This window comes from Paenibacillus sp. OSY-SE (assembly GCF_000283315.1).
Taxonomy (GTDB): domain Bacteria; phylum Bacillota; class Bacilli; order Paenibacillales; family Paenibacillaceae; genus Paenibacillus_B; species Paenibacillus_B profundus.
Map to the genome: position 1 here is coordinate 1 of NZ_ALKF01000127.1, position 19,911 is coordinate 19,911.

The window sequence follows — 19,911 nt, forward strand, 5'->3', positions numbered from 1 at the left end:
TAAAAAGTTCCCTTTTGAGCACATACGTTCAAAAACGTTCCAACGCGGAATTCGGCTTGGAAGCTGAAAACTTCTTCTCCCACAATGGAGTGTAAATAATGCGCAACGCTTCCGACACCTCTGTCGGAATGTCCGGATTACTCTTTTTGATTTGATCCAATCGTTCCGGCGTCGTCTCAGACTTCAACGCATCAAGAGCCAACAGGACGTGCTTTTTCTTCAAGCGTTCGTCGAGTATGACGAAGCGAAGCAACAACCGATTGACGTTGTTCGTCTGTGTGAAGGAGTACCGCAGCAGCTCATACATATCTTGATATATGATTTCGGGATGCACAATACTTGCCGCCACCTTAATGTCTACCGTTAATTTCCCCTCATGCCATGCCGCACGGCTGAGCCGCAGCTGCAGAGGGACGTCAGACAAATGATCGACGAGCTGCCGATCATTCATCGAAATCAAGCGGGGTACCGGTGTAAATGCAGCCACATCCGAATTCACTGCAGGCTTCTTCTCATTCATTGAAGAGATGAAACCCAAGCCTAACATTACCACAATCGTGGCGGTGAGCGCCAATGCCACCGAACGCAAACGCAACAAATTGTTCATGAATCCTTTTACACCTCCACATTATGACATCACCGCAGCCAGACTCGTTAACAGTCAGTTTCGACGCATGTGAGGATGTCCATACCTCATTGTACAATTAAAAAAAGCAGGCTATGCCTGCTCTACGCGTTATGTAACGATTAAAGTTGTGTATTAATCCTGATCCGTATGGATAACTCCATGCTTCGTCATAACTACCGCTTTTCCCCGAATTTTGATCGCGGACGTATGATCGGTGAATTGCGCGAGGAGCACCTCATTTTTATCGAGCTTCTCTGTATGATGAAACCGCGTATCATTCCCGCGTGTGAGACCTATGACCTGAACGCCTTGGTCTTTCGCCTTAATGACAATAAAGTCATTCTGATTCTCCATAATCCTTCCCTCCTCTTCTGTAATGTATTATAACACGTATACCACGGTATTATGGAACTTGTTCCCTAACGTATTGTTATCTACCCACGATAACAATGGATATACTATCTTCGATTGGGGTTAATGTAGAAAGGAGCATCACATATGCATCCAGCACATCTGCAAGAAAGTCATGTAGTGAAACTGCAGCAATGGGAGCATGAACTTAGCCGCATCAGCGGCGAGAAAATTGTTCTTGTCGCATACAGCGATAACGACGCTGAAGTGTCCGCGACGAACAACGACGAACAACGACGAACAACGATCCGGTAAAGCGTAACAAGGGTATGAAATGGAACAAAGCCGCGACACATGTCGCGGCTTTCACTTGCGTTCCCCTAATTGACAAAAGTATGTAATCACTTATTTGATACCATCTTTAAGTGCTTTGCCTGGTTTGAACGCTGGAATCTTGCTGGCAGCAATCTCGATCTCTTCGCCCGTTTGCGGGTTACGTCCTTTACGAGCGGAACGTTCGCGAACTTCAAAGTTACCGAAGCCAACCAATTGCACTTTGTCCCCGTTTTGAAGAGCTGTGGAGATTGCTTCGAATACAGCATCAACCACTTTCGTTACGTCCTTTTTCGACAATTCTGTCGATTCCGCAACTTCAGAAATCAATTCGGATTTATTCATTCTGTTCACCTCCCGATCTAAGTTAGCATCATTATCCCATTTTTTCACTGTTTGCAGATAATTTATACCTCTTCAACCCTAAAAACGTCAGATTACGCTTCATTCTGCCGCCTTTCATGGTTGAGGAACAAATTTATAGTAATATACTGCAATCACAATTGCAAGAGGAGATGTGCTCATTAAAGCCCAACAATATTCAGTTAGGCGGTTCGAGCACGGTGTATGACATAAAATGTGACAGCCAGCGCCAAGATAAGTACCGTCCCTTTCACAATGTCATGTGTGTAATATTGCAAGTTCATCATTGTCAAGCCGTTTACGAGCACACCGATTAAGACCGAACCAAAAAATGTGCCGATAATATTAGGCTTCCCTGCCCCAAAGACGGAAAAACCGACAAAAACAGCGGCGACCGCCTCCATTAGCAATGGCGATCCGGCATCGATTTGTCCACTCCCTACTCGTGCCGCGTAGATCAATCCCCCTATAGCCGCGCACATGCCTGACAAAATATAAGCGATGGTTCTTATTCTGTTTATGCGAATTCCGGAAAGGCGGGCCGCTTCTTCATTCCCCCCGGTCATGTACATTTGTCGGCCGAATCGGCTGTGCTTCAGCATTACATGGACGCCGATGACGGCAATGAGCATAAGGAGCACCGGAATCGGTACAGAGAAGAATCCAAATGATACTTCGCCCTTGCCCAGTTGCAAGAAGGATTCATACATTTTCCCCGGAGCCTTCGTTCCATCCTCGAACTGCATGTTGTTATAAACGGTATATCCCTTTGTATACGTCTTATGAATTCCTGCTACGATATACATGACAGCCAGCGTGGTCAATAGATCCGGTATGCGTAATTTGACGATAAAGAATGCGTTGATGCACCCAATCACCGCTCCGACAAGCAGCGGAACGACAATGACGATAACTAGCGGCATTTCATACCAAATCATAAGCGATGCCGTTACGACCGTTGTTAACGATACCGTAGAACCGACGGACAGGTCGAATCCATCGACAATGAGTGAAAGTGTTACTCCGATAGCGACAAAGGTAACGATTGAGATCGAGCGTAAAATGTCCGCCAAATTCGCACTGGAGAAGAAATAAGGAAGTCGCACTGAGAAGAAAGCAACTACACCAATGATGACGATAATTGCACCGTACCGAAAGCAAAAGTTCAGCAGTCTGTCCTTGAAGCCCGTATTCATTATTTCCATTCTCCTCCCTGACCCGCACTTGCATAGAACATGAGCTGCTCCTGCGTCACTTCATTCCGCTGAAAGGCTTGCACCAATTCACCGTCATACATGACGTATATGCGATCTGCAATCCCTATCACTTCATTGAATTCACACGTTAAATACACAATTCCTTTCCCCTGCTGCACCTGCTTGCCAATGATTCGAAACATGTCGCTCTTCGCTCCGATGTCCACACCTTTGGTCGGCTCATCCAGAACATACACATGTGCTGGGGTCTCAAGCCATTTGCCAATAGACACTTTCTGTTGGTTGCCGCCGCTTAAATATTTCACTTCTTGCTTGACGGATGAGGATTTAATTGTTAGCCGGTCGCGCATTTGTTCCGCCAAGCACGATTCATTCCGTTTCCTTACAAATCCAAGCAAGCTTAACGCCTTCAATAAAGGAACACTTATGTTGTGCTGGATCGATTCCTGGACAAATACGCCTTGCTTCCTTCGCTCTTCCGGGACAAGCACAATGCCAGCCCGAACGGCATCGGCCGGTTCCTTCGGTATAAGCGGCACTCCATTCAATGACATGCTTCCTCGTTCATACACATCCACTCCAGTCAGCAGCCGGGACAGTTCCGTCTTGCCCGCACCTACCACTCCAACGATGCCTACAATTTCGCCTTGTCGGACGTCAAAGCTGACGTCACGCACTTTCCGGCCGCGTGTAATGCCTTGCACCTGCAAGAGAACATCGCCGATCACCGCTTGTTCCTTCGGAAATTCTTCTTCAAACGTCTTGCCGAGCATATGCCGGACAACTTCTTCAGGCGTCGTCTCATCGGTCTGCGAGGAGTGGACGATCTGGCCGTCACGCATGATTGTAATACGATCACTTTCTGCAAACACTTCAGGAAGACGATGTGAAATAAAGATGACGACAACACCGAGATCGCGCATCGAACGCATCATTTGGAACAACCGCATTGCCTCTTCATGACTTAGCGGAGCAGTCGGTTCATCAAAAATGACGACTTTGGCTTGCTCCGCCAATATTCTTGCCAGCAGCACCATCTGCTTCTCCGCCAACGTACATTGCTCCACTCGCTTCGTCAACGGTATCGCTGCGCCTAATGACTGCATCGCTTTCTCGGCTTCTTGACGAATACGCCGCGGACTCACCCACCAAGAACGATTGGCTTGTCCCATACAGTCCATCATAATATTTTCCGCAACGGTAAGCTGTGGCACCAGAGCCGTATCCACTTCCTGGTACACGCAATGAATGCCTTGCCGCTTCGCATCGGCTGGCGACTTAATATGCAGCGGACGGCTGCCAATGTGAATATTGCCGACATCAGCGCGATAAGCGCCCGACAATATTTTCATGAGCGTGCTCTTCCCCGCCCCATTCGCGCCAAGCAGCGCATGTATTTCTCCGCTAGAAGCGGTAAAGCTCACACTATGAAGCGCCGCCACTCCATTGAAGGATTTAGATATGCCGAGCATATATAAATTATCGTCAGGAGAAGAAGCGCGAAGCGCCGCCCCCCGCTCCGTGCGGGCCGCATTGGCAGAAAAGGCGTTGTCGGGTTGAGCATCGAATGAGTTAGTCATTTCATATCCCGCCTTTAATCGTTAAATTGTTCACTTGTATTCATTCATCCAATCCTTCAAGCCTTGGGTACTTCCACTCCAGCCTTTAACGTACTCGGACAGTTCACTCGTCGAAATTTGCTTGTCCGGTAAATCCTCGCGCTTGACAAACACAGGCTCCAGCACGACCTTTTCATCTACTTGATCACCATGCAGCTTCTGATAGGCCAATCGCACTTGAACACGTCCGATATCTTTCGGGTCTACTGCAGCTGAAGCAATCCATGGATTATTCTTGTCTTGGATCATTTGCAGGTCCTCATCACTCATATCGATCCCGTATACTTTTATCTCTTCTCGGCCAGACTCTTGTATAGCACGAGCAGCGCCTTTGGCGAATTCGTCATAAGCAGCCCATACGGCAGCAATATCTCCTTTGTTCGGATACTGCTTCAGTACAGCTTCCATCTTCGCCTGCGTGTCTAAGGCAGTGCTGGACGTAGCTGCGCCAAACGCAGCGATTTCTTTCACGTCCGGATTGCTCTTCATAAAAGTGTCGTATGCGATTTGACGGCGTTCCATTGGAGCATAGCCGGCGGTCCATACTTTGACGATGTTGCCTTTGCCGCCGATGTCGTGCCCCATATGTTCCAAGGTAATCTGCGCCATCTTCTCGTCACCTTGCTCAAGCACGGTCACCCCGGGTATATTGACGAGTGCGTCGAAGGCAACGACAGGAATGTTCTGCTCCACGGCTTTGTTCATCCCCGCATCCAACGTTTCTGGATTTCCATGATCTGTAAGAATTGCATCAAACTTCTGACTAACGGCCATTTCTAATTGCGATCCCATCTTCGCCTTGTCATTCTCGGCTACGAACATCGTTAATTCGCCTCCGAACCGCTTTATCTCTTCTTTGATCCCGTCTACATATTGCTGAGAAAAAGTGCCGGTGTTAAATTCCATAATGAGTGCGATACGCTTGCCCCGAATTCCGTCATTCGTACCGGCAGAGCCTTCTGATCCGCCAGACTTCTGACCGCAAGCGGTTATCACGACGGAGATGAGCACCAAGAAAAACATCATCTCCCATTTTCCACGATGACTGTGTGATTGTGCCGACATACTCTGATCCCCCTTTTATTTATGTGTAATGTATTTTTATACATCCACTTTTTTCCGTGGATTCGTTATCCATAAATATAATAGTTAATTCCGAGTCTGTAAATTGGTTTATGAGAAGTTGTTAAAAAAAGCTCAAGCGAGAACTTCTTCCTGCTGGAAGAAATCCTGTCGCCTGAGCTTTTTTCCACTTACAATATAATCGCAATCAATCCGCCGGAGCCTTCATTAATGATTCGTCCGAGCGTCTCTTGCAGCTTGTATCTTGCATTATCCGGCATCATGGCAATCTTGCCTTGGATGCCTTCTCTGACGATGGAATGCAGCGATCTTCCGAAAATGTCCGAATTCCAAATCTTGGTCGGATCGTTCTCGAAGTCCTGCATGAGATAACGCATAAGCTCCTCACTCTGCTTCTCCGTGCCGATGATTGGCGCGAATTCAGACTCGACATCGACGCGAATCATATGAATGGACGGAGCGGTTGCTTTCAAGCGAAGGCCAAAGCGTGATCCTTGCCGGATAAGCTCTGGCTCGTCGAGAGCCATTTCCGTCAATGTTGGGGCAGCTATGCCATAGCCTGTTGTCTTGACCATTTCAAGCGCATCTGCAAATCGGTCGTACTCCCGCTTCGCGTGTGAAAACTCCTGCATTAACTGGAGCAGATGATCCTTGCCTCGAATCTCCACTCCAACCACTTCCATCAGGATTTGGTCATATAATTCGTCCGGCGCGTACAAATCAATCTCTGCGACACCCTGGCCCATATCCATCCCGCTTAGCCCGGCCCTAGCAATAAAATCATATTCCATGAACTGTTGCACGACACGATCGACATCGCGCAAACGACGAATGTCCTTCACTGTGTCCCGTACTGACGATTCATAGCTGGTGCGCAGCCAATGACTGTCATTCAGCACCATCACCCAGCTCGGCAAGTTGACGTTGACTTCATGAACCGGGAACTCATATAATACTTCGCGCAGAACGCCCATGACGTCGTCTTCGCCCATCGTAGCTACGCTAAGCGGTATAACCGGAATATCATATTTCTCATGCAGTTCATTCCGGAGCTCCAACGTCTCCTCGCTACGGGGCCGCGTCGAGTTAATAATTAACACGAATGGCTTGCCGACTTCTTTCAACTCATTGATGACTCGCTCTTCGGAGTCGACATAGGAGCTGCGCGGTATTTCTGCAATCGTTCCATCTGTCGTTACGACAACACCGAGCGTGGAATGCTCTTGAATCACCTTGCGTGTGCCAATTTCCGCCGCCTCTTGGAATGGAATTGGCTCCTCGAACCATGGCGTGCTAATCATCCGCGGTCCATTCTCATCCTCGTAGCCTTTGGCGCCTTCTACCGCATATCCGACGCAATCGACGAGGCGAACGTTTACCTCCAGACCTTCGGCGACTTTAATTTGCACAGCATTATTCGGGACGAATTTCGGTTCCGTTGTCATGATAGTTTTTCCTGCTGCACTTTGGGGCAGTTCGTCTACCGCGCGGGCTCGATCCGATTCGCTCGCGATGTTTGGCAGCACGACCGTTTCCATAAATCGTTTAATAAAAGTCGATTTCCCCGTGCGGACCGCACCGACGACCCCGAGGTAAATATCCCCACCGGTACGCTCGGCAATGTCCTTAAAAATGTCCACTTTTTCCAATGATATCCCCTCCTCAAAATTTTCCGACGGACCTAGAGGCAACGTCTGCCTCTCGCCCTTCAGAAACGATTGGCACCGTTGCTAGGATTGAGCTGTTGCCGTTGTCGCCAGTGTTCGCCGCCGAGATTTCACGTCGTACAAGGGCATTTTTTCCGACGCAACTCGTACATGCTTTTGGACTAGTAACATCTTATTTGAAAGTAGGCAGAAATATGACCCATGTCACTAACATTTTTATTCGCATAACGAACGCATGCCTTCCAAATCAGATATATGATATTAATAGAAAAGTATGCAGAATAAAAAAAAATCAATCGGAAAAGATTCCGATTGATCTTTACTGTCATTATGATTCGAGATTAATCCGATTAGGGCGCAGTTGCGACCTGCGGCCACGGCGCGTTGTCCTTCCATATGTATGAAACCGACTTCACCGGCACATAGAAGGAAGACTCGACAAGCAGAGGCCGCAAATCTTTCTCATTTCCTGTCGGACGCTTCTCCAACTTCTCCACCAGCTGCATGATGTCTGGCGCGTAATCTGCATACACAGTCCCTTCCATATCCATCATGAACGAAAGCGGCTGTCCGTTGAATGGGCTCAGCACTTCATTCGGACGGACTCCAACCGCCGCTTCGTCTATGCTGTAGAATCCCGGATACACTTCCTCTGTCGTCGGAAGGCTTCCTTGCTTGCGCTTATAAGAATCAACGGCACGAGTCAAATCATTGACCCGCTGCGCCGTGAGCAAATCCATAATACGCACCTTAGGCTCTGTTTCCTCATCGATAATTAAATAAGTGCCCGTGCCGCCTGCTTCGAAGGCATTGCTAGGAGTGGAGCCCAGCACCCCTCGCCGCTTCAACAGTTCAAAATCGATACGGTACTTCTCATAGCGCGGTACACTCATGTCACTCGTTATCATGGGCAGAAGCTGTGTCTGCTTTTGATATTCATCCACTGCATTTTGAACGAGAAGGATTCCTTCCCGGGCGGATTGCTGATTCTCTTTGCGCAGCTCATTCGGATACAGACACCCCTGCAGCAGCATGCTGATGAGTGAAGTGACAACGAGTAGCGCAATCCGTCTGTTCCGGCTCACTCACATTCCTCCTGACTTCGATAACGACGATATTTTCATGTCCAACTACCACAATGAATCATCATTTTGTTGCTCCGCTAACTGGCGGCGAACCAGCGCTTTAAGTGGATCTTCAGGTACTGTGACCGTAATCGCGCCCTCCTGGCCTGAGACTCGCACCTGACAGGCGAGACGCAGCCCTTGGGTAGAGTCGACTCCTAGCTTCCGCATTTCAGGTGGACTGGGCGGAGTTAACAAGCGCTCATCGCCCTCTACGTCGACCTTGCACATCAAGCATCCCGCTTTGCCGTCACAGCGCGTACGAACCGGAACCCCGGCCCTTCTGGCCGCATCAAGCAGCGACACGGCGTGCTTCATCTCTATCTCAATGCCTTGGGGTTCAAAACGAACTCGCGTTCCCACAGATGCAGCCATCCTTTCATATTGTGAAATCGATGTATGATTTACTAGTGAGAAGTAAAAATATGGCTCATGATGTCTGGACACAGTTCGGCAAGAGCTTCTGATAGCTGGGCATGCTCTGAACATTGGGCCCACACCATTCTCATCGAATCCACATGAAGCTGGGGCGATTGATTCATTACACTGACAATAGACTGCACACGGTCTTTACGTTCACGCAGCACGTTGAAGACAAGCTCATGAGCCAGCGGCATGACATGTACGAAAGTATGACCTAGCTGCACTTCCAAGCCATAGTTCCACAACAAGCCTCGAATGCCAGTGACATATTGTCCGAGTGGCGTTGATACAACGAAATCACCGACAAGCTCGATGGATACGCCTTTGTACTCATAATGACTCAGCAAAGAGCGGTATCTCTCCGTCTCATTCCACTCCGGTTCATCTACCGCATATGCTTTCCACAACTGCTGCAATTGGAGCCCGTCTTGTTCGTCCGCATAAATATCGACATCGCGCGGAACACCTTCCAACTGAACGCCATGCAACGCCAAGCCGCAGCTCCCACCCAGCATCCAGCATAGGTTTTCACGTCTCGCCATGTTTGAAAAATGCTCAATCGTCTGCACAAGAGGTACGGACAATGAAGGTTTCATCAGAACTACCCCATTCCGTTTCGAATAATCTATAGATGTCAACAATGTGCGTGTTCAAAAGTTGTACTAAAAATAAGGCTTGTGGGCGGCGCGAATGACTCCATCCGTCTCAATAACCGCTTGACATGCAAGTCGATATCCTTCTGCAAATTCTTCTTCTTCCATGCGATCCCATTCGGCATCCGTCACTTCGGATAAATGCTCGCGTCCTTCCTCAACTACACAGCGGCAGCGTGCACACGTGCCGCGCGTGCATGCATAATTCCAACCCACGTCCGCCTGAACGGCCGCATCCAAAAGCGTAGTACCGAGCGGCACCGTGACGGTTGCTTCCCCTGTACGTGCTGTTAATGTAATATCCGCCATCAAAAGTCACTCCTTCCGCCAAAGTTTTATGTATTACACAATCGATATAATTCCATACAGCATTCCCGCTAACAGCATGATGAAAGCGATAAAAGAAAGGATACCACGAATCCATCCTTTCGTCTTATGCCTGGCAAACATAATCAGAAATGCGGAAAAAGCCATGAGGCCAATTCCGATAAAGGATACCCACATCTTAGTCATACTGTCCATTTTCCCGATTCTCCCATCCGCGCAAACTGCTCTCATTATACCATCCGTCTTAAAAGAACAAAAGACGACACGTTAGCTTATCGCTAACGTGTCGTCTTTCTCGATCGAGAAACATAGGAATGAAGCTTATTTCTTCATGATCAGCTTCATGATGCCTTCCAAGTTGCTTGGGTTCGTACCGCTTCGCTTGACGGTGCTCACAATCTCATTTATCGTAGCTTCCGTTACAGGCAGTTTGGCCATTGAAGCGACTTGTTTAATCAACTGCCGCAGTTGGGCTTCACTTTGCATCGTACTCGGCTTCACCCCGCCGGCAATCTTTTTTATTTGATTTTCGGTAATATGTTTGCCGGTCTTCTTGTTAATCGCGTTCAATGCGTCCTTAGAAAATTTATTGTTCGGCATTTTGTCCCTCCTCGGGTCAGACTTCATACAGTGTATGATAAGTCCCGTTCAAAGGTGAAAAAGTACCGACAAATATCCTAACGATGTCGCATTATGACCACGACGATTTCGCGACTTCTTCGATTTCATTTTTGCGAACGCGGCCCATTAAATGTTCGACTGCTTTCTTCGGTTCTTTGCCATCAAATAAGACGCGGTGCAATTGCTCAGTAATTGGCAATTGGACATCATACTGCCGCGCGAGCAAATAGGCGGCTTTCGTGGTCCGAATACCTTCTACGACCATTCCCATCTGCAACAGCACCTCATCCACAGCATGCCCTTGGCCGATAAGCGAGCCGGCACGCCAGTTCCGGCTGTGCTGACTCGTACACGTAACGACCAGATCGCCAACACCGGCAAGACCGGCAAACGTTAGTGCGTTCGCGCCCATCACGACGCCGAGCCGGGCAATCTCCGCAAGTCCTCTCGTGATGAGGGCCGCTTTCGCGTTGTCGCCGTATCCGATGCCGTCTGACAATCCGGCCCCTAGCGCGATAATGTTCTTAAGCGAGCCGGCCAGCTCAACTCCAATAACGTCCTGATTCGTATACACGCGGAAAAACGATTCGTTCATGAACAGATCCTGCGCTTTTTCTCCCGTCTCCGTCGAAGTGGATGCTACAACTACCGTAGTCGGGCATTGTCTGACGACTTCTTCCGCATGACTTGGTCCGGATAATACGGCAATACGGTCTTCCCCGCATTCCAACTCTTCGGCAATCACTTCAGACATACGCTTTAACGTTTCGGTCTCGAATCCCTTCGTTGCATGTACGATTATCATCTTATCCGTAAAGTAAGGCTTCATCTGCCGCGTCACTTGACGCATTGCAGCCGACGGCGCCACGATGAGGCAAGCTTCCGCACCCTCCATCGCTTCTTCCATGGAGCATGTCGCATGAAGGTCAGGGTGCAACGTAACGTCCGGCAAATATTTATGATTGCTATGCTTCGTATTTATTTCTTCCGCCTGGCGTTCATTCCGGGTCCATAGCGAGACGTTGCATCCGTTCTGAGCCAATACCTCGCTGAGCGCAGTTCCCCAACTTCCCGCGACGAACACCGCGACCTTAACGGACACGTGGCATTCCTCCTTTTTTCGAGCCTAAACGGTTCTCCGTCCCTTTCACCAGCTTGACAATGTTGCCGCGATGACGATAGAACGCAAACGCGCACAACAGCAAGCTGCCCCAGAATATACTCCAATCATAACGGAATAGCAACAAGAATACCGGGGTCATCGTCGTAAAAATCAAAGAACCTAGAGACACATAACGCTTCCATACAATCGAGGCGATCGCAAGAACACCGGCGCAGAGCGCTGGCCAGAACGCCAAAATCGCCAACACGCCGATCGTCGTTGCAATCCCCTTTCCGCCGCGGAACCGGAAATATATCGGCCAGTTATGACCAGCGATGGCCGCAATTCCGCACAGCACCATCACCCATGAATCATCTCCAAGCCAACGTCCAATTAGAACGGCGATAATCCCTTTGACTGCGTCTAACAATAATACGCCAATTGCAGGACCCTTCCCCAGCACCCGCAACGTATTGGTCGCTCCGGCATTGCCGCTTCCATGCTGGCGAATATCGATACCCCGCAGCCATTTCCCTATGAGCAGACTGAAGCTGACTGAGCCGAGCAAATAACTGACTACGATCGCAATTATAGACAAGGTCACCTCAGCTCGCCCCTAACCTTCATCGGATTTCCGGCGTGTGAATAACCGGATCGGTGTGCCTTCAAAGTCAAACGAAGCACGGATGCGATTATCCAAATAACGCTCATAGGAGAAATGCATTAGCTCCGGATCATTGACGAAGATCACGATCGTCGGCGGCTTCACCGCAACCTGCGTCGCATAATTAATGCGCAGGCGTCGTCCCTTATCCGTTGGAGGCGGGTTGTAAGCAACCGCATCCGATACGACATCGTTCAGGAGGTGCGTCGGAATGCGCTTCGCATGCTGCTGCGCGACATGTTCGATAACCGGGAGCAGTTTATGTAATCGCTGCTTCGTCTTTGCGGATAAGAACACGATTGGAGCGTATGTCATAAACAGGAAATGATCGCGAATCTTTTGTTCGAATTGATGCATCGTTTTATCATCTTTCGACACGATATCCCACTTATTGACGACAAACAACACGGCCTTGCCCGCTTCATGAGCATAGCCTGCGATATGTTTGTCTTGTTCGATAATCCCTTCCTCGCCGTTGATGATTACCAGTACGACGTCAGCACGTTCAATCGCCTTCAGAGAACGCATTACGCTGTATTTTTCAGTCGTCTCATAGACCTTTCCGCGTTTCCGCATTCCAGCCGTATCGATAATAACGAACCTCTGTCCGTCCTTCTCAAACGGGGTGTCAATCGCATCCCTGGTCGTACCAGCCACGTCGCTCACGATAACGCGTTCTTCACCTAGAATGGCATTGACAAGCGATGACTTGCCTACGTTAGGCCGCCCGATAAGAGCTACCTTAATGACATCATCATCATATTCCTCATCGGTTAGATCCGGAAATTTCTCAACAACCTCATCTAATAAATCCCCCAATCCGGTACCATGTGAACCCGAGATCGGAATCGGATCACCGAAGCCTAAGCTATAAAACTCATAAATATCGTCCATGCGATTCAAATTATCCACTTTATTCACCGCAACGATAACCGGCTTGCCGGATCGGAACAACATTTGCGCCACTTCTTCATCGGCTTGGGTCACACCGGTCTTGGCATCACACATGAACACGATGACGTCAGATTCCTCAATCGCGAGTTCGGCTTGAACCCGGATTGAACGGAGCATCTCATCTTCTCCGTAAACCTCGATTCCGCCCGTGTCAATAATGCTGAACGGCTTCCCGTTCCATTCGCCCGTCCCGTAGATACGGTCGCGTGTCACGCCAGGCTTGTCCTCTACAATGGCCAATCGGTCGCCGATAATTCGGTTAAAAATGGTGGACTTGCCGACATTCGGCCGCCCGACGATGGCAACAACGGGTTTTGCCATGCAGTTCACTCCTTCATCTTTTGCAACATATACACGTACATCATCATATCAAAAAATTGGCCCCTTGGCTAACCAATTTGCAGGAGCACTCTCCATTTTTCAGCGCACCTTCCAGAACGCTCACCTTCAATCTGCCTGCTTCCATTTTGTGCCTCTCCATCTGCCCTTTATCCATTGCATTGCAGCTGTAACCATTCGAACGGTCATAAAGGACACCCACCATACATCCTGCAGCCCCGCACTCCCGAGCTCAGACGACGCTCCGCTTTTCGCTTGAATAAATAAATCTCCGCAAGCCAGTCCGAGTGTAAGCACGATCCATTGATACGTCCACCGTCTGGATACAGCTAGAACCATCAAGCTGATAATCGCCGCGATGATCCATTCCTTGCTGAGTTGTCGGAGCAAGCTGATGGATGACCATTTTAACAGCTCTAGCCACAACCAAGCGGCAGCAACCAATCCGATGTGACCTAATAAAGTAAAGCCGCGCAGCCTAATGAACTGATCCAACAGGAGCAGCACTGCGACAAGGCACCATAACAACCATGCTGCATTTACTTTGCCTGCTGCAGCTATCGTAACGGTGAATCGGTTCAGCAATATCCAAGACACCCCGATACAGATAATCCAGCGCCACGATACGTGTCTCAGCACAACGGTTCGCCAGCCGCTCGCCAATAAGATGAAGAAGCAGATCCATACAATAAAAGACAGTATCCCAGGTGTCAAGCTTCCATCTCCCTAACGTTTCTTCGTATTATTTGAAGGGAGATATAAAAATAATCGGCGGACTCGCAATGAGTCCGCCGAAAAATAATGAATTCAACTTATTTTTTAAATTTGTTCAGCATGTCGCCAAAGCGTTCGCCTAATGTCACGCTCATTGCTTGGTTGTTGAGAGATACGTTCGGGTTGTTCAGTTCTTCCTTGATTCTCTTCTCTGGCTTCGGAGCTTGAGCTGGAGCTTCTTCCGTTTCTTTAATGCTCAAGCTAACGCGTTTCTCTGCAGGATTGAAGTCCAACACCTTCACTTGCACCGTCTGACCTTGCTTCAATACTTCGAACGGAGTCGCGATATGACGGTGAGCGATTTGGGAAATATGAACCAGACCTTCCACGCCAGGCGTCACTTCAACGAACGCACCGAAATCAACGAGACGTTTTACTTCACCGCTGATGATGTCGCCTGTCTTGATCTTATCAGCAGCTTGCTCCCAAGGCCCCGGTTGAGTCGCTTTAATGCTCAGACTAATCTTGCCGTTGGCAGGGTCAACTTTCAATACTTTTACTCTCACTTGTTGACCTTCTTGTACAACATCGGACGGTTTATCGACATGCTGCCATGCGATTTCGGACACGTGTACCAATCCGTCCACGCCGCCTACGTCAACAAATGCGCCGAATTGTGTCAAGCGTTGTACGGTACCTTCCAATTCCTGACCTTCTTGAAGGTTCGCCATCACGCGTAGTTTGTTCGCTTCGAACTCTTCTTCCAATACATCTTTTTGAGAAAGGATAAGTTTGTTGTTTTCGCGATCGATTTCTTTTACTTTCACGCGCAGCGTACGACCTTTGTAGTCGCTGAAATCTTCAACAAAATGACGTTCTACCATGGAGGCAGGAATAAATGCGCGCACGCCTACATCTGCGACGATGCCGCCTTTCACTACGTCTGCAACCGTTACTTCGAACACCTCTTGATTGTCGAAGCGCTGCTGCATCAAGTCCCAGGATTGTTCGCCGTCGACTTGACGTTTCGAAAGCACGAGACGTTCTTTCTCATCATCGATGCTTACTACTTTACATTCCACTTCTTGGCCTACCTCAACAACATCCGAAGCTTTGTCAACGGATACGGCAGACAGCTCGCGGATAGGAATTACACCGTCATATTTATATCCAATGCTTACAAATGCTTGGTTGTCATCGATTTTGACAATCGCGCCTTTGACGGTGTCACCTTTTTTCAAGGTTACGATGTTCTCCATCGCTTCTTGGTTAGCCGTTTCGGCCGTTTCATTCACTTTTGTTTCTTCAGACATGTGAAATACCTCCTCGATTGAAACCCCATTTATTGAAACCTGCTATGCAGGAATCATAAGGAACTCTTATCTATGTCTCTTCAAAAAGATAAAGACCTCGATAAGTGGATGCTATTATGCGAACCTGAAATCTAACGTTCCATAAGGATATCCGTATAGAAATTCAGATGTCGTAACGAAATTAAGGGTATAACCTGTAAATAATACCTGTAGTATCTTTCCTAATGAGAAAAACATGCATGCGCTGTATCATGAAGAAGCAGTTTCTTCCTTAATGATACGTTGGATATGCTCCATAATGCGTTCCGTTGCTCTCTCGAGCACGTCGCTTCCCTTCTCTGCCAGCAGATCTGACATATCGATTGGCGGACCGTAACACACTCTAGTCTTGCGAAATAGTTTGTAGTTGCCGATAACGGCCACAGGCACAATGGTAGCTCTGCTTCGCAACGCTATCATCGCAGCGCCCTTCTTCGCAGCAACCGCTCCGTCTGTGTTACGGGTGCCTTCCGGGAATATTCCCATAATCTCGCCGTCGTTCAGCAATTGGAATGCCGTGCGGATCGTTTCTTTGCTTACACCGCCGCGCTTAACGGGAAACGCTCCCAACGCGTCTATTGCCGGGCCGAATACTGGAACTTTGAACAGTTCCGCTTTGGCCATGAATCGGATGCGCCGATCGAGCAGTATTCCAATAGCCGGGGGATCCAACAAGCTGATATGGTTGGAGCACAAGACGACCCCGCCCTCTTTAGGCACATAATGTTTGTTTTTCGCTTCAAATCGGAACAGAATCCGGTAGAAGAATCGAAGCAGCGCCCTGCAAAACGTATAGAACATAGTAGCTACGGTTCACCATCACTTTCGTATGATCGCGCGATCTACGATGACGCGCACGACATCGGCGATTGTCATTCCCGTCGTATCCAGCAGAACGGCATCTTCCGCTTGCTTTAACGGGGAAACTTCACGCGTCTCGTCTTGTCGGTCACGGTCGGCGATTTCCTGGATGAAATGCTCCAGCGAAGCATTCTCCTTGTCTTTCCATTCCTCGTATCGCCGGCGAGCCCGTTCTTCTACGGAAGCGGTTATGAACCACTTCATTTCCGCATCAGGAAGCACATGTGTACCGATATCACGGCCGTCCATGACCACCCCTTTGCGCTTTGCCATTTGACGCTGCATTTCAACCAGTTGTTCTCGTACGACTCCGACTTGCGCGTATAATGAAGCCAAGCGGCTCATTTCAGACGTTCGTATCGCATCCGTCACGTCTTCTCCATTCAGAAAGACGAATTGACGTTCCGCTTCCGGCCGCAGTTCAATTCTCAAGCACTTCATCTCTTCCGAAAGCGCATCCGTCTCATCCGGACGTATGCATACCCGTGTCATATGTAATGATACGGCACGATACATGGCGCCCGTATCAATATAAACATATCCTAGCTCACGAGCGACGAGGCGGGCAACCGTACTCTTTCCAGCTCCTGCAGGCCCGTCGATGGCGATATTCATTCGTTGCGTCGTAGTCTCACACTGTTGTGTCAACGGGACTGACTCCTTCCCTAGTCATACCTGTAAGAATCTTTATGAACACGCACTGTAAGTAGAAACTACAGTAGTAACGTTCATTCAAGAAAAAAGCAGGCATTGCCTGCGACGTGAAAATTATACCACACTTAAAAAAGGGATGCAAAACGAGTCTGCTTCAAAAAAGAGTTGCGGTTCGGTTGGATGTCACTAATTATGCCTAGGACACGTACTTATAAAGAATTCCTTCCAACCGTTCCACCGGACATAAATAATGGCGAAATCCGCCAATCAAGAGCAAACATTGGGCGGCAACGACCAGGATGACGAACGAAATACATATGCGCGTCACCCAGCGGGCACAGCTGTCCCAATACAGCAACAGCCGGTGTTTTTCATCTTCGAATTCATGCTCCTTCATCTCCTGAGGAACATGCTTGCTGCGATGCGGCCACACTGTTCTCATCATACTCACCCCACATTTTATTGTGGTAGTATATCGTCAGGATGGAAAAATTATGCGGCTGGTATGTATCACTTTCTCAGTTCAAACTGCCGTTCAAAGCAGTAACGAATTAATTTCTGTTGTTCCACTTCAGAGATTTGCTCGAACTTTACCATGACCGCTACTCTTTCCTCATGAATAGGCTGGATACGAACAATCTGCCCCGTGAACGGAACGTGTTCAATTGCTCCGCTGCGAAATGAAACAGCAATCCAACATTGCAGCAGCTGTGTCTCTCGAAGTCCCCATTTCGGATGTGTGACGAAGGACATCCCGCCTCCGCTAATATCTTCCGACAAGGCAATAAATTTCACGCCATCCATCGTGCTGATGGCTGTCTCCAGATTAGCCTGCACACGCAAATAATTGCGCCGCTGCATTCTGGTAAGCCAATGCTGCTCCGGCTTCCGAATGGACAACATACGAATCGTGTCCTGCCGTCTTCCCGTCACAAGGGTTCGAAAGTGCCACTTCATGCCATCCTCTTGCGAGTAATAAACATCCAGCTCTTCGCCTGCTGCGAACACTCCATACTTCCCCGTTTGCTCACACAAAGGAATTTCAATCCACAAATGTTCTTCATCGATTTCCGTAACTCGGGATTTATAGGTTGGGTCGCCTGCTTGCGCGCGAACCGATTGCATGTACATCATATCATTTATATTAGGTAACATGAGCTCCCCTCCACGCCAATTATAGCATGGGTTGTAGGAGTCCAAAAGAAAAAGGTGCTCCTTCTCCAACCGACTCCTTCATGCATCGCATAAAAGAATGAGGTGGAGGATAGCACCTTCACAGCTTCATATTCCGCTCAGTTAACTTTTTAACATCGGCATTTCTTCAATTTGCTCTTCCGTGCCATTCTCTGCATTAATATAAACACGGTAGGCGCCACCGTTAATTTTACCGCCAAATTCATAGCACAGCACTTCTTCCCCCAAATCATTTTTGATCAGGGACTTACGGTCGAACAGAATGTGCATGTCCGGATTCAGCATCGCACGGGCTTCCTTCATCGTTATCTTCGGCTTGCCTACTGTGCGGTCTTTATGCTCATAGATGTAATCTGTCGCCTGAAGTCCTGTTACTTCCCCGTTATCGAGCGCGACACGCACGCTTATCTGTTGAGGATATACATACACTCCGTCAATAATAGGGACCAACATCAAACTGCCCACATGATTGAATTCGTTATAACGGACTACTTCCATTGAAGGGTAGTCATTCTTCTTCAGAAATTTCTTTGCCGCTTGCTCGGCTTCAGTTATCGAGATACGTTTTGCCTTCACGGAACGGGTGTCCATATAAGACATCAGCATTCCTTGCTTCGTATAGTCCAACGAAATAGAACTGCCATCACCTTTTACGTTCGTAAACGCAGTATACGATTCATACTCCGTCCCTTTTCCGTTCACTCTTACTTGGACAGGCTCATTAGGCTTATGCTCCAAAAATTTTTCTGCTTTCGTTTTAATCTGCTCAACCGTGAGCGGCTGTCCTTTGAGCATCTTAACGGAACGCTTCGTGTATACGCTGGCAACAGACGGACCCCAATTTAATTCAGGATATTGCCCCACTTTTTTATCGACAGTTTTAAACCCGTCAATAATCGTATTATCCATCTTTTTCTGCTCACTGGCCATGGCAGTCTCAACGTCCATCCAGCGAAGGTTGTTCTTAATAACCTTTCCCTGCACGCTTTGCAGATCTTTAGAGATTTGCGATGCATTCTGCTGCAGTGTCTTCATCGTCTTCACTTCATCGTCAGATAGCGGCTGCTTCGTTAAATCACGAACAGCTGTGCGATAAGCAAAGTTAGAAATACGTGACAAGAAATCTTCCGTCTTATTGAACGGCAACAGTGTAAGCGGGAGTTGGTTAATTTCGTTCTGAGCTTGACTTGTTATGCGCCACACATTGACTAGCCCTTTGCGATGCATGCCTTGTGACTTGGCGTTGACAGCCAACGTTTGACCTAGCTCGCTATGCAGCTTGTCGACGTGATACGACAAGTCGTGAAACGCCCGCTGGTATTGGTTCTCTGCTTTAATTAAGATGGAGTTCTTCTCTTGATGCTCTTGATATCCCCATACAATCGCTCCAATAAAAAAGAACGTAACTATCGGAAACAGCACCGCACTTAATCGTTTATACATCGTACAAACGTCTCCCTTCACAGCAACTTGTATAACATACTGACCATAGTTTGCTGGAATTTCGGGAGCTTTATGCATGGTTTCCAAACGTTACGCTCTTTCACTTTTGATCACGAAGCTTTTCTAGGAGCATATTCGGCATCGAGTCTTGCATTCACCCTCGAAGTACGGTACTCATGTAGTTGCCTACACTCCGTTCCTTCCTTCTTCGGCTTCACGCAACCT

The 19,911-nt window shown here is 48.4% G+C and carries 24 protein-coding genes; 1 reads left to right on the forward strand and 23 read right to left on the reverse strand.

All coding sequences use genetic code 11. The features are described from left to right. Positions 1 to 28 precede the first annotated feature (28 nt). Both A372_RS0101930 and mtrB read right to left on the reverse strand, forming a co-directional pair. A complete protein-coding gene (locus tag A372_RS0101930) occupies positions 29 to 607 on the reverse strand; it encodes a hypothetical protein (protein WP_019419155.1) in 579 nt (192 codons plus the stop codon). Positions 608 to 760: 153 nt separating this feature from the next. Then, positions 761 to 982: a trp RNA-binding attenuation protein MtrB gene (mtrB, locus tag A372_RS0101935; protein WP_019419156.1), complete on the reverse strand. Its 222-nt coding sequence runs from the start codon at positions 980 to 982 to the stop codon at positions 761 to 763. Between the two features lie 144 nt (positions 983 to 1,126). Here mtrB and A372_RS37070 point away from each other — a divergent pair, with 144 nt between their 5' ends. After that, a complete protein-coding gene (locus A372_RS37070) occupies positions 1,127 to 1,294 on the forward strand; it encodes a hypothetical protein (protein ID WP_019419157.1) in 168 nt (55 codons plus the stop codon). A gap of 90 nt (positions 1,295 to 1,384) precedes the next feature. Here the strand turns inward: A372_RS37070 and A372_RS0101945 are convergent, their stop codons facing one another. The 21 genes from A372_RS0101945 to ypeB form a co-directional block, all read right to left on the reverse strand. Continuing rightward, positions 1,385 to 1,657 carry an HU family DNA-binding protein gene (locus A372_RS0101945; protein ID WP_019419158.1) on the reverse strand — a complete coding sequence of 91 codons (273 nt, stop codon included), beginning with the start codon at positions 1,655 to 1,657 and terminating at the stop codon, positions 1,385 to 1,387. Positions 1,658 to 1,857: 200 nt separating this feature from the next. Then, positions 1,858 to 2,871 (reverse strand): ABC transporter permease, encoded by a 1,014-nt coding sequence (locus A372_RS0101950; RefSeq protein ID WP_019419159.1) that lies wholly within the window; start codon positions 2,869 to 2,871, stop codon positions 1,858 to 1,860. Then, on the reverse strand, positions 2,871 to 4,472 hold the full coding sequence (locus tag A372_RS0101955) for a sugar ABC transporter ATP-binding protein (protein ID WP_019419160.1): 1,602 nt from the start codon (positions 4,470 to 4,472) through the stop codon (positions 2,871 to 2,873). The genes A372_RS0101950 and A372_RS0101955 overlap by 1 nt, the downstream gene beginning before the upstream one ends. A gap of 30 nt (positions 4,473 to 4,502) precedes the next feature. Further along, positions 4,503 to 5,576 carry a sugar ABC transporter substrate-binding protein gene (locus A372_RS0101960; RefSeq protein ID WP_019419161.1) on the reverse strand — a complete coding sequence of 358 codons (1,074 nt, stop codon included), beginning with the start codon at positions 5,574 to 5,576 and terminating at the stop codon, positions 4,503 to 4,505. Between the two features lie 188 nt (positions 5,577 to 5,764). After that, complete coding sequence (spoIVA, locus tag A372_RS0101965; protein ID WP_019419162.1) at positions 5,765 to 7,243, reverse strand: stage IV sporulation protein A; 1,479 nt, start codon at positions 7,241 to 7,243, stop codon at positions 5,765 to 5,767. A 368-nt stretch (positions 7,244 to 7,611) separates the two neighbouring features. After that, entirely contained in the window at positions 7,612 to 8,346 is a 735-nt protein-coding gene (locus A372_RS0101970) for a hypothetical protein (RefSeq protein ID WP_019419163.1), read from the reverse strand. A gap of 45 nt (positions 8,347 to 8,391) precedes the next feature. Further along, positions 8,392 to 8,748 (reverse strand): 2Fe-2S iron-sulfur cluster-binding protein, encoded by a 357-nt coding sequence (locus tag A372_RS0101975; RefSeq protein WP_019419164.1) that lies wholly within the window; start codon positions 8,746 to 8,748, stop codon positions 8,392 to 8,394. A gap of 44 nt (positions 8,749 to 8,792) precedes the next feature. Next, complete coding sequence (locus tag A372_RS0101980) at positions 8,793 to 9,404, reverse strand: hypothetical protein (protein WP_019419165.1); 612 nt, start codon at positions 9,402 to 9,404, stop codon at positions 8,793 to 8,795. Between the two features lie 66 nt (positions 9,405 to 9,470). Next, positions 9,471 to 9,770 (reverse strand): 2Fe-2S iron-sulfur cluster-binding protein, encoded by a 300-nt coding sequence (locus tag A372_RS0101985; protein ID WP_019419166.1) that lies wholly within the window; start codon positions 9,768 to 9,770, stop codon positions 9,471 to 9,473. A 33-nt stretch (positions 9,771 to 9,803) separates the two neighbouring features. Continuing rightward, entirely contained in the window at positions 9,804 to 9,983 is a 180-nt protein-coding gene (locus tag A372_RS0101990) for a DUF2768 family protein (protein WP_019419167.1), read from the reverse strand. Positions 9,984 to 10,109: 126 nt separating this feature from the next. Further along, positions 10,110 to 10,388, reverse strand: a complete 279-nt coding sequence (locus A372_RS0101995; RefSeq protein WP_019419168.1) for a stage VI sporulation protein F — start codon at positions 10,386 to 10,388, stop codon at positions 10,110 to 10,112. Positions 10,389 to 10,479: 91 nt separating this feature from the next. Next, positions 10,480 to 11,511 (reverse strand): NAD(P)H-dependent glycerol-3-phosphate dehydrogenase, encoded by a 1,032-nt coding sequence (locus A372_RS0102000; protein ID WP_019419169.1) that lies wholly within the window; start codon positions 11,509 to 11,511, stop codon positions 10,480 to 10,482. Beyond that, a complete protein-coding gene (plsY, locus tag A372_RS0102005; protein ID WP_019419170.1) occupies positions 11,501 to 12,115 on the reverse strand; it encodes a glycerol-3-phosphate 1-O-acyltransferase PlsY in 615 nt (204 codons plus the stop codon). Before plsY ends, A372_RS0102000 begins: the two co-directional genes overlap by 11 nt. A gap of 12 nt (positions 12,116 to 12,127) precedes the next feature. After that, positions 12,128 to 13,450 carry a ribosome biogenesis GTPase Der gene (gene der / locus A372_RS0102010; RefSeq protein WP_019419171.1) on the reverse strand — a complete coding sequence of 441 codons (1,323 nt, stop codon included), beginning with the start codon at positions 13,448 to 13,450 and terminating at the stop codon, positions 12,128 to 12,130. A 126-nt stretch (positions 13,451 to 13,576) separates the two neighbouring features. Beyond that, entirely contained in the window at positions 13,577 to 14,182 is a 606-nt protein-coding gene (locus A372_RS32990; protein WP_019419172.1) for a hypothetical protein, read from the reverse strand. 98 nt (positions 14,183 to 14,280) lie between these two features. Continuing rightward, positions 14,281 to 15,495 (reverse strand): 30S ribosomal protein S1, encoded by a 1,215-nt coding sequence (gene rpsA, locus A372_RS0102020; RefSeq protein ID WP_019419173.1) that lies wholly within the window; start codon positions 15,493 to 15,495, stop codon positions 14,281 to 14,283. A gap of 249 nt (positions 15,496 to 15,744) precedes the next feature. Next, on the reverse strand, positions 15,745 to 16,335 hold the full coding sequence (locus A372_RS0102025) for a lysophospholipid acyltransferase family protein (protein WP_019419174.1): 591 nt from the start codon (positions 16,333 to 16,335) through the stop codon (positions 15,745 to 15,747). 18 nt (positions 16,336 to 16,353) lie between these two features. Further along, positions 16,354 to 17,043, reverse strand: a complete 690-nt coding sequence (gene cmk / locus A372_RS0102030) for a (d)CMP kinase (protein WP_019419175.1) — start codon at positions 17,041 to 17,043, stop codon at positions 16,354 to 16,356. 202 nt (positions 17,044 to 17,245) lie between these two features. Next, positions 17,246 to 17,494, reverse strand: a complete 249-nt coding sequence (locus A372_RS0102035) for a hypothetical protein (protein WP_157259385.1) — start codon at positions 17,492 to 17,494, stop codon at positions 17,246 to 17,248. A gap of 65 nt (positions 17,495 to 17,559) precedes the next feature. Beyond that, positions 17,560 to 18,204, reverse strand: coding sequence for a flagellar brake protein (locus A372_RS0102040; protein WP_019419177.1), 645 nt, complete (start codon positions 18,202 to 18,204; stop codon positions 17,560 to 17,562). A 141-nt stretch (positions 18,205 to 18,345) separates the two neighbouring features. After that, positions 18,346 to 19,686: a germination protein YpeB gene (gene ypeB, locus A372_RS0102045; RefSeq protein ID WP_019419178.1), complete on the reverse strand. Its 1,341-nt coding sequence runs from the start codon at positions 19,684 to 19,686 to the stop codon at positions 18,346 to 18,348. Positions 19,687 to 19,911: the final 225 nt, after the last annotated feature.

What these genes read in the sequence shown, in the direction of transcription:
- A372_RS0101955 (WP_019419160.1), bottom strand. Translation starts at nt 4,472, where the DNA reads ATGACTAACTCATTCGATGCTCAACCCGACAACGCCTTTTCTGCCAAT.
- A372_RS0101990 (WP_019419167.1), bottom strand. Translation starts at nt 9,983, where the DNA reads ATGGACAGTATGACTAAGATGTGGGTATCCTTTATCGGAATTGGCCTC.
- ypeB (WP_019419178.1), bottom strand. Translation starts at nt 19,686, where the DNA reads ATGTATAAACGATTAAGTGCGGTGCTGTTTCCGATAGTTACGTTCTTT.
- mtrB (WP_019419156.1), bottom strand. Translation starts at nt 982, where the DNA reads ATGGAGAATCAGAATGACTTTATTGTCATTAAGGCGAAAGACCAAGGC.
- A372_RS0101985 (WP_019419166.1), bottom strand. Translation starts at nt 9,770, where the DNA reads ATGGCGGATATTACATTAACAGCACGTACAGGGGAAGCAACCGTCACG.
- A372_RS0101960 (WP_019419161.1), bottom strand. Translation starts at nt 5,576, where the DNA reads ATGTCGGCACAATCACACAGTCATCGTGGAAAATGGGAGATGATGTTT.
- rpsA (WP_019419173.1), bottom strand. Translation starts at nt 15,495, where the DNA reads ATGTCTGAAGAAACAAAAGTGAATGAAACGGCCGAAACGGCTAACCAA.
- A372_RS0101950 (WP_019419159.1), bottom strand. Translation starts at nt 2,871, where the DNA reads ATGAATACGGGCTTCAAGGACAGACTGCTGAACTTTTGCTTTCGGTAC.
- A372_RS0102040 (WP_019419177.1), bottom strand. Translation starts at nt 18,204, where the DNA reads ATGTTACCTAATATAAATGATATGATGTACATGCAATCGGTTCGCGCG.
- A372_RS0101930 (WP_019419155.1), bottom strand. Translation starts at nt 607, where the DNA reads ATGAACAATTTGTTGCGTTTGCGTTCGGTGGCATTGGCGCTCACCGCC.
- A372_RS0102035 (WP_157259385.1), bottom strand. Translation starts at nt 17,494, where the DNA reads ATGATGAGAACAGTGTGGCCGCATCGCAGCAAGCATGTTCCTCAGGAG.
- A372_RS0101995 (WP_019419168.1), bottom strand. Translation starts at nt 10,388, where the DNA reads ATGCCGAACAATAAATTTTCTAAGGACGCATTGAACGCGATTAACAAG.
- A372_RS0102025 (WP_019419174.1), bottom strand. Translation starts at nt 16,335, where the DNA reads ATGTTCTATACGTTTTGCAGGGCGCTGCTTCGATTCTTCTACCGGATT.
- A372_RS0101945 (WP_019419158.1), bottom strand. Translation starts at nt 1,657, where the DNA reads ATGAATAAATCCGAATTGATTTCTGAAGTTGCGGAATCGACAGAATTG.
- A372_RS0101980 (WP_019419165.1), bottom strand. Translation starts at nt 9,404, where the DNA reads ATGAAACCTTCATTGTCCGTACCTCTTGTGCAGACGATTGAGCATTTT.
- A372_RS37070 (WP_019419157.1), top strand. Translation starts at nt 1,127, where the DNA reads ATGCATCCAGCACATCTGCAAGAAAGTCATGTAGTGAAACTGCAGCAA.
- der (WP_019419171.1), bottom strand. Translation starts at nt 13,450, where the DNA reads ATGGCAAAACCCGTTGTTGCCATCGTCGGGCGGCCGAATGTCGGCAAG.